Genomic DNA, 15,851 nt, shown 5'->3' on the forward strand with positions numbered 1-15,851 from the left:
TGTCTCGCTATTATTTATTAGCGATCGTTTACTAGCGATTGTGAAAGTAGGTGACCTAGCCATAAGCGCGCCTTACGTTTACAGATTTAAATTCGGCTTAATAAAGTCAATAAATGCTGAAATTCGCTTGGCTACCGCTGACGATTTATAATACACCGCATTAACTTGTTCGCGGTCACTGCCTAACAAGCGATAAGGTTCGAGCAAGCTAACTAATTTTCCTGAGCTGATATCGTTGTTAACCAAAAATCCTGACAAACAGGCTATGCCGTTATGATTTAACACTAATTGGCGGATCGTTTCGCCATTAGTGGCGGTTAAATTAGGCACAATGGGGCCTAACCCTTTGACTGGCCATTGATTAAGCGCTTTTACACTCGAAAAGCAAATAAGCTCGTGATCGATTAAGTCTTTCGGATGTGTCACGGTACCGTGACTAGCAATGTATTGCGGGCTCGCAACAATATAGAGCGGACTTTTTCCTAATGAGCGCGCGTGTAAGGTTGAATCGTCTAACTTGCCAATCCTTATCGCGACATCGGTTTTTTTTTCGAGTAAATCAACAAAACCTTCATTGGAGCATAGCTCTAACTCAATATCCGGATAAGCTTGTTTAAATGCGCCAATCAGCGGCACAAGTTGATGGAAAATAAAAGGACTTGCAGCATCGACCCGCAAACGACCCGCGGGCAACTCACCACGATAAATAAGCTCATCTTCAGCTTGTTGCAAATGCAACAAACCAAGCCTGACCTTGTCAGCAAAAACTCGCCCTTCGTCGGTTAACTCAACCCGCCGGGTGGTGCGATTTAAAATAGTCACGCCTAACTGCTGTTCTAGCTTAGCAACAGCTCTAGATACACGCGCAACCTGAATATTTAAAGTATTGGCCGCTGCTGAAAACCCACCACAATCTATCACGGTGAGTAAGATTTCAAGTTCATCTGAACGGGTTCTTAATGGTCTATTCATATCATTATCTACAAAAGTAATTTGTTAAAGACGCTATTTATCACAACAGTATAACAAGCAATAATCCTGCCTTCAAAGTGACTTTAACCGTCAACTGACACTCTTAAATCAATCTTTACACAATGGAGAACACCATGCCGTTAGCTTTACTGGCATTAGCGCTAAGCGCTTTTGTTATTGGAACCACTGAATTTGTTATTGTCGGGTTATTACCGACCATGGCACAAGATCTTAATGTATCACTACCGTCGGCCGGATTACTGGTTAGCTTATACGCAGTAGGCGTTGCGATTGGCGCGCCAGTTCTTACTGCCTTAACTGGTAAATGGAACAGAAAGGTCGTTTTGCTGGCCGTAATGGCCTTGTTTGTGATCGGTAATTTAGTGGCTTGGCAAGCGCCAAATTACGAAAGCTTAATTGCAGCACGGATCTTAACCGGCCTAGCTCATGGCGTATTTTTCTCAATTGGATCAACCATTGCGACAGGTCTAGTGCCTAAAGAAAAAGCCGCCAGTGCGATTGCTATTATGTTTACTGGCTTAACCGTCGCGTTAGTGAGCGGCGTGCCTATTGGCACCTACATTGGTCAATTATTTGGCTGGCAAGCCACCTTTTTAACCGTGGCAGCACTGGGGTTAATCGCGATGATTGGCAGCGCTTTGCTAATACCAAACAACTTGGCTCAAGCAAAACCGGCTAAAATGTCGGCCCAGTTAAAAGTATTAACCCATCCGCGTTTATTACTGGTTTATGCCATTACTGCGATTGGTTATGGCGGCACCTTTATTGCCTTTACTTATTTAGCGCCAATCCTCAATCAAGTCACTGGTTTTGAAACCAGCACCATAGGTCTAATATTGTTGGTTTACGGTGTATCGGTCGCTATTGGCAACATCTGGGGCGGTAAAATGGCCGATTCTATGGGCCCAATTAAAGCATTGACGATTATTTTCACCGGATTGGCTGCGATATTACTGACCTTTAGCTTTACCGCGGTTAACCCAATCGCCGCCGTATTAACTATTTTAGTGTGGGGCGCGTTTGCCTTTGGCAATGTACCTGGCCTTCAGGTTTACGTCGTGAATATGGCGCAGCAACATACCCCAGACGCGGTCGATGTTGCCTCAGGTTTAAACATTGCGGCCTTTAATGTTGGCATCGCTTTAGGTGCTTGGGGGGGCGGATTAATTGTTGAGCAGTCAGGATTAATGACGACCCCTTGGGTTGGCGCAATCGTGGTGCTTGGCGCATTGGCCCTAACCCGTTTAAGCGGCGCATTAGATAAACGTGATTCAGGCCAAGTGGCAGCGAGCAACGCAATATAGTGAACATAATAGTTCATACACACTGGGGTTTATCAGCGTGTGTGAACTATTTTATCGACAATATTTTTTAACAATCAAGGGAAGCAATAACTCTGCCCTTTGATTTCTGACCCCTTGATTTCTTACAACACTTGTTTGCCACGTACTTTATTAGCGGCATCCCTGGTGTTTATTCAAAACTAACTTCTTTTAAGTCTTGTAACCAGGCGCAATCGACAAGCTCTCAATGCGCTGTAATTGGTGAATATTGTCGAGCCTAAGTTGATACTGGCCGCCAACTAATGTGCCTTCTAATGTGCCTTCTAATGTGCAATCAACATTCCATTGACGCATTAAGTAACCTATCAGTGCTTCGCGCACGCTTAATTCGAGTTTGCCAGCCACCATGGCATAATCTAATTCAATCGCTTTAGGGTGTTTAATGGACGGGTGAGGTACGAGTGTAATGTGATGAAATGTATTCCATGCGCTATCTTGCGCTAGTGCTGCTTTGTCCTCGACCTTTATCGATGATTCTTTGACGTTTTGCAAACGAGTACAGGCAAAGTCTCGAAACTCGTTTGATTTGCTATCGAATGCTCGCACATGCCAACGTTGGCCGTTATTGGCCAGTGCATGTGGCACTAACATTCTTGTCGTTGTACCCGAACTTAGCGAGGTATAGTCACATGATATGGCACTGCCACTGTTGATCGCTCGCATAAGAGTGGCGATAACATCGGTGTCGGGCTGGATTAAGCGACTAGCATCAATGCAAACTTGCGATGGTGTAATGTGCTGTGAGAAACCATCACCAAAACCTCGGCACAAACTATCAAGGATCGCTTGGGGTTTATGGTCGAAAACTGGGATAAACCCATTCGTTCGGTAATACAGCTTGGTGGTATGTTTTAAGGTTAAATTATTGGGCGCAAGCTCACGATATAATGTTAAATCACGAGAACATGACGCTAAGCCAGTTTTAAAGTGCGCAATCAGATCGGCACGCGCGATTTGTCCGAAAAATTGCAAACTGAAATCTATAAACGCCAACCTTTCACGTTGGGCATGATTCAATTTTTCTAATGGCATTATCGACTCTTATTTATGACAGGATTAAAGTGCACCATACTAAATAAAAAATAAAGGTGCAATCAAATTGATAACATCAAAATGATTGCACCTTTATTAAGGATCTACATGCTCGTCTTCACATGCCGTCTTTACATATTAGTCTTATACAAATTAATCTTCTACCACGTCAGTGACTTGAGCCAAGTTACCCTTAGTTTCTAACCAATGACGACGATCTGGCGAACGCTTTTTCGCCAATAACATGTCCATGCTTTCAACCGTTTCTTCAACATTGTCTAAGGTTAGCTGAACCAAGCGACGGGTATTAGGATCCATCGTGGTTTCACGCAGTTGCAGCGGGTTCATTTCACCCAAGCCTTTAAAGCGTTGTACGTTGACTTTACCGCGTTTTTTCTCCGCTTCGATCCGGTCTAAAATGCCTTCTTTTTCGCTCTCGTCCAGCGCATAGAAAACCTCTTTACCAATATCAATCCGGTAAAGTGGCGGCATCGCAACATATACATGGCCCTTTAGCACCAACTCTCTAAAGTGCATCATGAACAAGGCGCACAATAAGGTCGCAATATGCAGCCCATCGGAATCGGCATCGGCAAGGATACAAACTTTGTCATAACGCAGTTGAGACAAATCACTCGAGTCGGGATCTAGGCCAATCGCCACTGAAATATCGTGGACTTCTTGTGACGCTAATACCTGCGTTGATTCGACTTCCCAGGTATTAAGGATTTTACCGCGCAGTGGCATTACCGCCTGAAACTCACGATCTCTCGCTTGTTTGGCAGAGCCGCCCGCCGAGTCACCTTCCACCAAAAACAGTTCGGCGCGCGATGGATCTTGCCCGGTACAATCGGTTAATTTACCCGGCAGTGCTGGACCTGAAGTAATCCTTTTACGGGCAATTTTCTTGCTGGCTTTTAAGCGGCGCTGGGCATTACTAATACAGAGTTCTGCCAGTAATTCAGCAATATCGGTATGTTGATTTAACCACAGGCTAAAGGAGTCTTTTACCACACCACTGACAAAAGCGGCGCACTGTCGTGATGACAAGCGCTCTTTGATTTGACCAGCAAATTGCGGCTCAGCCATTTTTACCGACAAGACATAGCTACACTTGTCCCAAATATCATCTGGGGTCAGTTTAATACCACGTGGGATAAGGCTTCTAAACTCACAAAACTCACGCATTGCGTCAAGTAAACCAGTCCGCAAACCATTAACATGAGTGCCGCCCTGAATCGTTGGAATGAGGTTAACATAACTTTCATGCAGGCCATCGCCGCCTTCTGGCTGCCATACTACCGCCCATTCAACAGCTTCAGATTGGCTGCTCATGCTGCCAGTAAAAGGGTCGTCAGGCAAACATGGCCATTGCTTTACGGTGTCGAGCAAATAGTCTTTAAGGCCAGCTTCATAACACCAGTCTTGCACTTCTTTGGTGATTTTATTGGTAAAACGAATTTTAAGCCCAGGACTTAATACCGCTTTTGAACGCAATAAATGAAATAAACGTGAGACCGAGAATTTAAACGAATCAAAATATTTTGGATCGGGCCAGAACCGTACCTGAGTACCGGTATTGCGTTTACCGCAGGTACCCGTGACTTCAAGCTCTTCAACTTTAAAGCCATTTTCAAAGGCGATTTGATACACTTGAGCATTACGGCGAATACTAACTTCGACCCGAGTTGATAAGGCATTAACAACCGAAATGCCTACGCCATGCAAGCCACCCGAAAATTGATAATTTTTACCTGAAAATTTACCACCAGCATGCAGCTTACATAAAATAAGCTCAACCCCGCTAACCCCTTCTTCTGGGTGAATATCAACGGGCATGCCACGACCATCATCGGTCACTTCGATTGATTGATCTTCGTGTAAGGTCACTTGAATATAACTGGCAAATCCAGCCAATGCTTCATCGACACTGTTATCGATAATCTCTTGTGCCAAATGATTTGGTCTGGTGGTATCGGTATACATACCGGGGCGGTGCTTAACGGGATCTAAGCCTTTGAGTACTTCGATCGCATCCGAATTATATTGTTGGTCAGTCACGTATTGGCCCTGTTTTTAATGAGTTGGTGCTATGGTGCCCAGTGTAGCGAAAATAAGCCGTTGATTTAAGTCTTTAGCCCTAGTTTTCAAACAAAAACTCTACAATTGCATTTAAATAACGCTCAAAACCGTAAAATCCATGATCGCCGCCCGGTTCAAGGGTAATTCTGGCGCCTTGATAGGCATTGTTTGCACATTGATAATCAAGGGTCTCGTCACCTTGTTGCAACAAGACCCAAAAATTAGACGGTTGTTGCAATGAGGTCCAATCAAGCGTTGCTAGCTCGGCAAGTTCATTTGGGCCAACCTGATAAACCTCACCACTAACGGGGTGAGTATGCTGACCAAGAATAACATCGCCAATTAAATGCGGTTTAACCGCCGGATTAATTAACACGGCTTTAGTGCCAAATTTTTCTGCTAACAGGGTCGCGAAAAAACCACCCAAAGAGCTGCCAACAAAACCAATTTTTTGACCGGGATATTGCGCACTAATCTGACATATTTGCTGCCACGCGGCCTGTGGAGTTAAGGCAATTTGCGGCATTTCTAGAATAATTTCTGGATAATGTCGCGCGATAAAATCGCGCATTTTTATCGCTTTTTGCGACTGCGGTGAACTATTAAAACCATGCAGATAGATTAAGACGTTCGATTTCATGTTAACTCCATTGAAAAATCAAGCTAGCCAGTCTACCTAAAGAATCAGTAAATCAATAGCCTGCAGCGTCAAATTGGGCGACAAACTTGCCTGATTTCACCCGGTGGACTTTGGTTTTTATCTGACCATTGGCCAGCAGATCCAAATGTCGAAAGCCCGGCTGTTGCACGTCAACATCAAACTCGTCAACACCTGGGGTAAATTGCACACTGGTCGATGGCACGCCAAGCAGACGCACGCCGTCTTTCACCACGTCAACTGCTTGATGAACGTGGCCAAATATCATCGACTTAACTTGTTTAATCGAATTCACCACTTGCCACAGTTGCTCGTGGTTGATTAAGCGATGGCAATCAATCCACTGGCTGTCCATGGCAATAGGATGATGGTGCATTACCAACATTAGGTGGTGATCTGGATATTGCTCGGCGGCTTGTTTGATTTGAGCGAGCTGATCCTGACAAATTTCACCACAAACCTTCCCTTCAATTTGCGAATTTAAGAGTAGTAACTGCCAATGTTTAAATAAGATCCGCTTAACGGGAGTAATAGCACCACCAGACAAGTATTGTTGTTGCAGAGCTACGTTGTCATGGTTGCCAGATATCCAGGCAACGGGGTGTTTAGACCCACGGAAAACTTCGGCACACTTTTGATAAGATACAGCGGAATCGTCTTGCGAAATATCGCCGGTCAGCAAGGTTAAGTCTATCGCATGAAAATGTGATGCTAACGCTTTAACCGCAGCAAAACTCTCGTCGCAATTAATGCCCATTAACTCTTCACCGTCTGATAAATGTAAATCACTAAACTGCAATATTTGCGGATTACTATTGGCTAGTTTTAACATCTGTTGGTTCATAAAATCCCTTGGCTTTGAGGCAAAACGCGCCCATCAATGCAACAATGTTTGAGCCATTGGCTCAAAAACTTGTTAATTTGATGCTTTTCATCTGGCTGCTGCATTAAACGATTGGGATAATCATAACTCGATTTGAAAAACCGGATCTGTCGACTAGCTAACACTTCTGCCATTTCGGCATCGTGATATAAGCGAACTTTTATTTGAGGTGTGAGTGAACTGGCATTTTCGCCAAGCTCTACGTTACTGGCAATAGTTTCTATTGACACCACACAAGTATATTTTGTTTGTTCAATAACTTCCAACTGATAACACGCACTGTCTAAGTGGTAGAAAAAATAACTGCCGGCGTTAAGTTGCGGCACGAGCTTGAGCAATAAGCCGTAATTCAAGCTGCAACAGCGGTGCAACCCGACTAAATCTGGCTGATATTTAGGTTTAATATACAACTTGTTACGCATTAGATAACCACTCTTGTTTGATCCGCTGATGATTTAGGGCTAACCACTGAATGCCGATGATCGACGAGGCGTTCGTTATCTTGCCTTGCTCAATTGCGTCATAAGCTTGCTGACGATCCATCGCAAAAACCCTAATATCTTCCCCCTCGGCTTCAAGTCCGGCAATTTCTTTTATTTCACTGGCCTTAACTTGCGCAATGTATAAATCTATCCGTTCAGACATGCCACCAGGACTCGACAAATAACTCATGATTTTTTGACAGCGCTGGGTTTGAAGTCCGGTTTCTTCTAACGTTTCGCGTTTAGCTACCTCAATTGGGCGCTCGCCCACTTCAATTATGCCGGCCACCAGCTCGATCAACCACGGGTTAATGTTGTGGTCAAAGGCGCCAACTCTTATCTGTTCAATTAAAATCAACTGGTCGGTTTGCGGATCATAAGGGATCACCACCACCGCATTGCCACGTTCAAATAACTCTCGTGTTACAGGCTCGCTGAACCCACCAGCAAATAACTTATGCCGGAAAGTAAACTTTACCATGTTAAAGTAACCCTGCCACACCAGCTCGCGGCTTAAAATTTGTAAGTCTGTGGACTCGAAGGTGGTTAATTTCGACATAAGAATGTAAACGCTCATCATAAACAAGCTGTTAGTTTAACAAGCCCTACTCGGGTAAAACATCATAATCCCAATAAAAATATTCAGTTAAGGTTAAATTTATATTAACTAACACTAAATTTAACTTTATTATCTTGTAAGACAATGAAGCTGTTAAACTTCGTTTTAATATAATTAAAAGGACATTAGATATCAGCATGAAACTACATAAGCTAATCATCTCCGTCAGTCTGGGCCTACTTTCATATGGCACCAGCGCACAAAGCCTGCATCAGGTCTATCAGCAGGCATTACAAGGCGATCCGTTAATAAAACAAGCTAAAGCTAACCGTGATGCCCAGTTTGAAGCGATTAATCAATCTAGCGCGGTTTTATTACCACAAGTAAGCGGATCTATTTCGCTCGGTAATAGCGCTCGCTCTTTTAGCAACGATGGCAAAGGCTGGCAAACAGCCAACTGGGGTGGCGATGCCACCATCAGCCTAACCCAACAAATTTACTCACAAGGGTCGTGGTTAAGCTTAAGTATTAGTGAGAAGCTAGCGACCCAAAGTGATGCGCAATTAGCGCGGGCCCAGCAAGAGTTAATTTTAAGGGTCGCTAACGCCTATTTCGATATTTTACAAGCGCAAGATGAATTGTCATTTGTCCAAGCTGAAAAGCGTGCTATTGAGCGTCAACACGAACAAACCAAACAACGTTTTGAAGTTGGCTTAACCAATATTACCGATTTACACGAAGCCAAAGCCCAACTTGATTTGTCTTTGGCCAACGAAATTGCCGCCAATAATACGGTAGAAAATAGTGTTGAAGTGTTACGTGAAATCACCGGTCAGCAGCATGACAGTTTGGACGCGTTAAACACTGCGTTATTTTCACCTTCGATGCCTTCGCCAAGCAAATCTAGCGACTGGATTAAGCTAGCACAAGAAAATAACCTTGAATTACTTAATCAACGTTTAGCTGTCGACATTGCTAAGCAACAAATTGATCTTGCCAAATCAGGACACTTACCAACCCTTAGCGCCTCAGCTAGCATCGGCCATCATTATAATCAAAGCAGCACTACCCCGAATAATTACGAAGCAGCAGCACTAGGTTTAGTGCTTAATGTGCCTATTTATAGCGGCGGTAGCACCACCTCAAAAACCAAACAAGCCACCTTTGGCTATGTGGCAAGTGCTCAGGCGCTTGAACAGAACCATCGCGCGGTTGTGCGCCATATTCGCAGTAACTACAACAATGTACGCGCGTCGATTAGTTCAATTAATGCATTAACTCAAGCGGCAAAGTCGGCAGACAGTGCATTAAAGGCAACCGATGCTGGGTTTCAAGTTGGCACGCGTACCATTGTTGATGTGCTAAATAGTACCCGTCAGGTCTATAACGCTAAGCAACAACTTTCATCTGCTCGTTATAGCTACATTTTATCGATTTTAAGCTTAAAACAAACGGCTGGCACTTTGACCGAACGTGACTTGCAGCAGATAAGCACCAGTTTAAAGCAAGGTTAAGTTTGCCTAAATAGTCTCTCTTTGCCACATATAGCCAACGTGGCATAAGAACTGTGGTATTAGTACCGTGGTATTAGCACTGTGGTATTAGTACCGTGACATTAAGCCCATGACACTGCACGCAGAAATACATGTACTTGGGATTGGCCTGAAACATAAGACATAAAAAAAGCCCCCAGTAATTGGTTATCCAACTACTGGGGGCTTTTTATTTAACACTGCTGGCTAGTAAAGACGTTATTTATTACGAATGGCGTCAATTATTTTTGAGGTTGAGCAGCCGTCTTCAAAATTTAATACTTTGACTTGCCCACCATTGGCTATTACTTCGCTGCCACCGGCAATCTGTTCGGGCTTATAATCTCCACCCTTTACCAACAAGTCTGGTAATAACTCACCAATTAAGCGCGCAGGTGTATCTTCAGTAAAGCTCACCACCCAGTCCACGGCACCTAAACCAGCTAACACGGCCATTCGGCGATCGGTTGGGTTAATTGGACGAGCTTCTCCTTTTAAGCGTTTTACCGAGGCGTCGTCGTTAACCGCGACAATTAAGCGGTCACCAAGCTTGGCGGCTTGGCCGAGGTAAGACACATGACCTGCGTGCAAAATATCAAAACAGCCATTGGTTAATACTATTTTTTCGCCACGGGCTTTCGCCGCCGCAATACTAATTTGTAATTGCTGTTCAGTTACCACGCCAAAACCGACCTCGGGATGAGTTTTGGCAAGTTCGCCAGCCAGCTCAACAATGCTAACCGTTGAGGTGCCAAGTTTACCAACCACCACGCCAGCGCCGATATTGGCCAACGCACAAGCTTGCTCTAAATCAGCACCAGCGGCAAACGAAGCCGCTAACACTGAAATGACCGTATCGCCGGCACCGGTTACGTCAAAAACTTCGCGCGCCATCGCCGGAAAATGTAACTCTTGTTGGTCACGGCGTAATAAGGTCATGCCATGCTCTGAACGAGTCACCAGTAACGCTTGCAGGTCTAACTCAACCATTAAGGTTTGGCCCTTGGCGACAATATCGTTTTCGTCAATACAATGACCTACTACCGCTTCAAATTCACTCATATTTGGCGTTAACAAGGTAGCGCCACGATAACGCTTAAAATCATGTCCTTTGGGATCAATCATCACGGGTTTATTGGCCGCGCGGCATAAGGCAATCATTTTCTCGACTTGATCTAAGGTGCCTTTAGCGTAGTCAGACAAAATAACCACGTCGGCTTGGTTTAAGCGTTGTTGCAATTTTTCAAGTAATGGCGCCGCCGGTAGTTTGCTGGCGTGCTCTTCAAAATCAAGCCGAATAAGTTGTTGATTTCGACTAATCACCCGTAATTTGGTGATAGTAGGAATGTCCGATTGCTGATAAAAATCAGGCGTTACATTGAGTGCCAGCATTTGCTGTTTTAAAATGCGTCCGGCTTCATCATCGCCAGTAATGCCAATAATGTCACAGTGACTGCCTAGCGCCACAATGTTCAACGCAACATTGGCAGCGCCGCCGGGGCGATCTTCGATTCGCTCAACTTTAACCACTGGCACTGGGGCCTCGGGAGATATTCGTTGAGTGGGTCCATGCCAATAGCGATCAAGCATTAAATCGCCTAAAACTAAAACCTTAGCTTGATTAAATTGGGGCAAACTGATTGTCATGTGTATTTCCTAGCGCTAGATATAGTGCAATTGTATCATGTGATTATGCCAAAACCGAGACATGGTCAAGGCGATAGTTTACAATATCCGGCTTATTTTAGATTATTGGTACCATGTTTTGCAAAAGCCTTCGTTCGAACTTCGTTTTCTTCATCCGCGTTTTTGGCTGTTATGGCTGGCTTTCGGCTCTTTATGGCTGCTAGTTACCCTACTTCCTTATCGAGTCCAAATGTTTCTTGGCGCCAATTTAGGCCGCCTTTTAATGATGTTAGTCAAAAAGCGCGCAGCGACTGCCAAACGTAATATCGAACTGTGTTTTCCCGACATGGCGCAACCACAACGCGACGCCATGTTACTTGAGCATCATCAATCGGTTGGCATGGCTATTTTCGAAACGGGCATTGCGTGGTGGTGGCCGCACTGGCGCCTAAACAAATTAGTGACCTTTTCAGGCATCGAGCACATTGAACAAGCTAACCAGCAAGGCAAAGGGGTACTGTTGTTTGCGACCCATAGTTTTTGTCTCGAGATTGGCGCGCAGTTGTTCGCCGCGCAAATTGAATCGATTGGCGTTTATCGCCCGCATAACAACCCACTGATGGAATACATTCAAGTGCGCGGTCGCATGCGCTCGGCTGGCGTGCTTAAAAAGCGCGACCTTAGAGGCATGGTAAAAGCGCTTAAAAATGGTAAATCTGTATGGTATACCGTTGACCAAGACTTTGGCCGTAACAGTGCGGTGTTTGTACCATTTTTTGCGGTACCGCAAGCCGCGACAATAACAGGGGCGAGCGTGCTGACTAAATTGTCAGGTTCGGCGGTGTTACCCTATTTAATTAAACGTAAACAAGATCGCTCTGGTTATCACATTGAATTAAAAGCACCCTTGCAAAACTTTCCGACTGGCGACGACTTTAAAGACGCGACCTTTGGCAATCACATTATTGAACAAAGCATAATGAACGCACCAGGCCAATACATGTGGCTGCATCGACGCTTTAAGACCCGCCCTAATGAAAGCGATGCGTCGCTGTATGAGAATTTAGGTTCTTAAAACAAAAATCCCCGAACTAATACCACTGATATTAGTTCGGGGATTTTTTTGACTAAAATTAGATTTTTCAGCAGTAATTAGTTAACTAACTCTCGTCTGCAACCTTGGAAACCACTAAAATTCCAACTTTAACTTCGACAATAGATACATGCGTACCTAACGCCAAGTTTTCTTTCGCTTGCAGTTGCCAGTCGATGCCTGAGTAGCGGTGGTTAACAGTGCGCCCAACTGACAAATCTTCACTCAGAAAAAAACGATGGCCGACCATGTCATTATCAACTTTGGTCACTTCAACATCATTTTGAAAACTTTTAAGCGGTCGCCAGCTCACAAGAGCGACCACCAGTGAAACAACAGCCGTTGTTAGTAACGATGCTAACACCGTGGCAGGCACGAGCTCTGCGGCAATCAAGCCACCGGTAATAATTGTCGCAATGCCAACAAAAAATAACACAAAGGTTGAAAAGCCAAACACTGTCACCTCAATGGTGAGCAATATTAGCCCTAATACAATATAACTTTGGGCCAAGTTATCTAAAATATATGCCATTGTTAGCTCTTATTCAGGGTGTTAATGATGCTAGCTGCCTGTGCCACCATTGCCGCGGCGTCTGTACCACTATCGGGTAATAATATCACCGAAGACTCTTTAGCAATCGCCGCTTTAGCTTCAATCGCTTTGGTCGCTAGATCAAGCTGAATCGCTTTTTGGCCTGATTCGGTATTAGCTACTTCACCGATCTTACGGATAGCTTCCGCTTGCGCTTCTGCCACCGCTAAAATAGCTTGAGCTTCACCTTGCGCGCGCAAGACTTGCTCTTCTTTTTCAGCTTCGGCTTGTAATACCACTGAACGCTTAGCACCTTCAGCGACATTAATTGCCGACTGACGGTCACCTTCTGACTCAAGAATTTGTGCGCGCTTAACTCGCTCTGCTTTCATTTGAGCTTCCATTGCTTCCATCACGGTGCTTGGTGGCACAATATCTTTAATTTCATAACGCAAGACCTGAACACCCCAAGGTGCAGCGGCTTCGTTAATTGATGACACAATATTTACATTGAGTACATCACGCTCTTCAAAGGTTTTATCAAGCTCCATTTTACCCAGTTCTGAACGCATAGTAGTTTGGGCCAATTGGGTAACCGCAAACACGTAATCGTCAACCCCATAAGTCGCTTTATACGGATCTAATACTCGAAAATAAAGCACTCCATCAACAGTTAACGAAATGTTATCTCGGGTAATCGCGCCTTGACTTGGCACATCGACTGTTTGTTCTTTTAGCGAACGGTTGGCGCCAATATGGTCGATAAATGGCACTAAGAAGTTTAATCCGGCAACCCGGGTTGATTGATATTTACCAAACCGTTCAATAAGGAATGCACGGTTTTGCGGGACAAAGATAATGGATGATTTTAATATAATCACCACCAATACCAACGCAAACACTTCTATTCGTAATAGATATTCAAAAACCAATTCCATGGTGTATCCTTTTGTCATTAAGTAGTTAAAATTTTAGATAAGAGTAACGTGTTCTCTTGTTAATTAATATAGCTAAAAAATTATCAAACAGATAAAAACTTGCCAGATTTATAAAAAAAAACAGCCAAATTAATGGCTGTTTTTTAAGATCGAAATCAACGCTATATTCAATTGAGGTTAATCAATTAAGTTATAATCTCGACGTAAAATATCGATGATTTCAGCTTTAGGATTGTCTGATAACACAATAGGTTGACCGGTAATCTTTTCTGCGATCGCGATATAAGTCGCCGACACATCCATTAATACCTGCGCTGGTAGCTCGTTGTCTTGTGCCAACGCATTACGCTCGTCCATCCGATCTTTATTTAACAAAATATCAGGATCAGGGAAATGCTTAAGTAACAGCTGACGGAAGCCTTCTTTAGAGTTCTCAACCACTTTACCATCACGGTAACTAGCACCATCCCAAATACGAGAAGAGTCAGGTGTTCCTACCTCATCCATATAGATCAATTTTTCTTGACCACTCGCGTCGGTGACATAACCAAATTCAAATTTAGTGTCGACAAATACTTGATCAATCTTATCAAGCTCACCACTAATTAAGTCAAAACCGTCTTGTAACAGTTTTTCGTAATAGCTAATGTCTGCTAGCTTGGTAAAGTTAAAAGCTTCAAAATTATTTTCAATGTCACTACGGGTAATATTTACATCATCAACGGCTGGCACACCGGGGATCCCCGTTAAAATACCTTTGGTTGATGGCGTCATTAACAATGACGGTAACTTTTGATCTTTGGTTAAACCATCGGTCAAATTGATACCACAAAATTCACGCTCGCCTTTGGCATATGAACGCCACATTGAGCCCGTAATGTATTGACGACAAATTGCTTCGATCATTACTGGACGCGCTTTTTGCACGATCCAAACAAAGGGATGAGGAATATCAAGAATATGGCTGTCGGCCAAACCATTGTCTTTAAACAATTTAAACCAATGATTTGAAATAGCATTTAGTGCCGCGCCTTTACCAGGAACGCCGTTCATACCGCCTTCGCCACGCCAAATACAATCAAACGCTGAAATACGGTCACTAATAACCATAATAGCTAATGGAGCATCGGCTGCGACATTGTAGCCCTTTTCTTTGATTAGACGACGACTATCATCTGCCGTTAACCAATAAACTGAACGGACTTTACCACTGTGCACTGGTGCACCGGTACGAATAGGTAGGTCGTTATTAACTGCCAATACTTTATCTGCAAGACTCATTGCGTGTTGCCCTGTGTGAGGATCAAAAAATTAGTCTCAATGACATATTATGCCCTGAAACTGTTGCGGGCGATAATATCAGATCTCAGTTCAGATAGCAGTAGTTGTGATCTAAATCACACATAATATTGGCAGGGCGAGCGGTAAGGTGCGACCAGCGTTAGCCTGCACCTCTCGTATGTGAGCGAATTAAGCGGCAACCGACGCTGTTATCGCCGCGCGAGCCTGACTTAACGCTTGATCTTTGGCGTCGTCACCCATGTTTAGTCCTTCCGCATAAATAAACTCAACGTCAGTTATGCCTAAAAAGCCAAACATTTGTTTAATGTAACCCGTTTGCGTATCTGACGGTAAATCACGGTGAATGCCACCACGGGTAGCAACAACATAAACCTTTTTATTTTCGAGCAAACCAACTGGCCCAGTCGCGGTATAATTAAACGTTACACCAGCACGCGCAACATGGTCAAAGTACGAACTTAACATCGACGGCACGTTAAAGTTGTACATTGGCAAGCCAAGTACCACGACATCACTTTGCATTAATTGGGCAATTAAATTATCTGCAAAAGCAACCTGCTGTGCTTGTTCAGTGCTACGTTCTGACTCACTAGCGGCTAATGCACCAAGCAATTGACCATCAACATGGGGAATTGTCGTAGTTTCAAAATCTAATACTTCAAGTTCGCCGCCGCTATGTTTACTAATATATTGCTCAACAAATTCATTACTTAACTGATTTGAGGTACTATATTGACTTAAGATACTGGTTTTAATTTGTAATATTTTCATCATTTATCTACTGTGTGGTTAATTT

The 15,851-nt window shown here is 43.9% G+C and carries 15 protein-coding genes; 3 read left to right on the top strand and 12 right to left on the bottom strand.

Annotated features, from left to right (window positions below; genetic code table 11):
• Positions 1-78: 78 nt before the first annotated feature.
• Complete coding sequence (locus HRU23_12670; protein NRA54991.1) at positions 79-972, bottom strand: LysR family transcriptional regulator; 894 nt, start codon at positions 970-972, stop codon at positions 79-81.
• Positions 973-1,106: 134 nt separating this feature from the next.
• Between HRU23_12670 and HRU23_12675 the strand changes: the two genes are divergently transcribed.
• Positions 1,107-2,297, top strand: a complete 1,191-nt coding sequence (locus tag HRU23_12675) for an MFS transporter (GenBank protein NRA54992.1) — start codon at positions 1,107-1,109, stop codon at positions 2,295-2,297.
• A gap of 189 nt (positions 2,298-2,486) precedes the next feature.
• Here HRU23_12675 and HRU23_12680 read toward each other — a convergent pair whose 3' ends face one another.
• The 6 genes from HRU23_12680 to nudF form a co-directional block, all read right to left on the bottom strand.
• Positions 2,487-3,368: a WYL domain-containing protein gene (locus HRU23_12680; GenBank protein NRA54993.1), complete on the bottom strand. Its 882-nt coding sequence runs from the start codon at positions 3,366-3,368 to the stop codon at positions 2,487-2,489.
• A gap of 153 nt (positions 3,369-3,521) precedes the next feature.
• On the bottom strand, positions 3,522-5,429 hold the full coding sequence (parE, locus tag HRU23_12685) for a DNA topoisomerase IV subunit B (GenBank protein NRA54994.1): 1,908 nt from the start codon (positions 5,427-5,429) through the stop codon (positions 3,522-3,524).
• A gap of 79 nt (positions 5,430-5,508) precedes the next feature.
• Positions 5,509-6,090 carry an esterase YqiA gene (locus HRU23_12690; protein NRA54995.1) on the bottom strand — a complete coding sequence of 194 codons (582 nt, stop codon included), beginning with the start codon at positions 6,088-6,090 and terminating at the stop codon, positions 5,509-5,511.
• 52 nt (positions 6,091-6,142) lie between these two features.
• A complete protein-coding gene (gene cpdA / locus HRU23_12695) occupies positions 6,143-6,952 on the bottom strand; it encodes a 3',5'-cyclic-AMP phosphodiesterase (protein ID NRA54996.1) in 810 nt (269 codons plus the stop codon).
• Positions 6,949-7,413, bottom strand: a complete 465-nt coding sequence (locus HRU23_12700; GenBank protein ID NRA54997.1) for a DUF1249 domain-containing protein — start codon at positions 7,411-7,413, stop codon at positions 6,949-6,951. Before HRU23_12700 ends, cpdA begins: the two co-directional genes overlap by 4 nt.
• Positions 7,406-8,032 carry an ADP-ribose diphosphatase gene (nudF, locus tag HRU23_12705; protein ID NRA54998.1) on the bottom strand — a complete coding sequence of 209 codons (627 nt, stop codon included), beginning with the start codon at positions 8,030-8,032 and terminating at the stop codon, positions 7,406-7,408. The genes HRU23_12700 and nudF overlap by 8 nt, the downstream gene beginning before the upstream one ends.
• A gap of 197 nt (positions 8,033-8,229) precedes the next feature.
• On the opposite strand from nudF, the gene tolC reads away from it, so the two are divergent.
• Complete coding sequence (gene tolC, locus HRU23_12710; protein NRA54999.1) at positions 8,230-9,546, top strand: outer membrane channel protein TolC; 1,317 nt, start codon at positions 8,230-8,232, stop codon at positions 9,544-9,546.
• A gap of 237 nt (positions 9,547-9,783) precedes the next feature.
• Here the strand turns inward: tolC and hldE are convergent, their stop codons facing one another.
• On the bottom strand, positions 9,784-11,211 hold the full coding sequence (hldE, locus tag HRU23_12715; GenBank protein ID NRA55000.1) for a bifunctional D-glycero-beta-D-manno-heptose-7-phosphate kinase/D-glycero-beta-D-manno-heptose 1-phosphate adenylyltransferase HldE: 1,428 nt from the start codon (positions 11,209-11,211) through the stop codon (positions 9,784-9,786).
• A 61-nt stretch (positions 11,212-11,272) separates the two neighbouring features.
• Between hldE and lpxL the strand changes: the two genes are divergently transcribed.
• A complete protein-coding gene (gene lpxL / locus HRU23_12720) occupies positions 11,273-12,265 on the top strand; it encodes an LpxL/LpxP family Kdo(2)-lipid IV(A) lauroyl/palmitoleoyl acyltransferase (GenBank protein NRA55001.1) in 993 nt (330 codons plus the stop codon).
• An 85-nt stretch (positions 12,266-12,350) separates the two neighbouring features.
• Here lpxL and HRU23_12725 read toward each other — a convergent pair whose 3' ends face one another.
• From HRU23_12725 to HRU23_12740, 4 genes are all read right to left on the bottom strand, one after another.
• Complete coding sequence (locus HRU23_12725) at positions 12,351-12,815, bottom strand: NfeD family protein (GenBank protein ID NRA55002.1); 465 nt, start codon at positions 12,813-12,815, stop codon at positions 12,351-12,353.
• Positions 12,816-12,817: 2 nt separating this feature from the next.
• Positions 12,818-13,753 carry a paraslipin gene (locus HRU23_12730; GenBank protein NRA55003.1) on the bottom strand — a complete coding sequence of 312 codons (936 nt, stop codon included), beginning with the start codon at positions 13,751-13,753 and terminating at the stop codon, positions 12,818-12,820.
• Positions 13,754-13,930: 177 nt separating this feature from the next.
• Positions 13,931-15,034, bottom strand: a complete 1,104-nt coding sequence (locus HRU23_12735) for a phosphoribosylaminoimidazolesuccinocarboxamide synthase (GenBank protein ID NRA55004.1) — start codon at positions 15,032-15,034, stop codon at positions 13,931-13,933.
• 189 nt (positions 15,035-15,223) lie between these two features.
• Positions 15,224-15,829, bottom strand: a complete 606-nt coding sequence (locus HRU23_12740; protein ID NRA55005.1) for an NAD(P)H-dependent oxidoreductase — start codon at positions 15,827-15,829, stop codon at positions 15,224-15,226.
• Between the last annotated feature and the right edge of the window lie 22 nt (positions 15,830-15,851).

The sequence above is a fragment of the Gammaproteobacteria bacterium genome, from assembly GCA_013214945.1.
Lineage (GTDB): Bacteria > Pseudomonadota > Gammaproteobacteria > Enterobacterales > Psychrobiaceae > Psychrobium.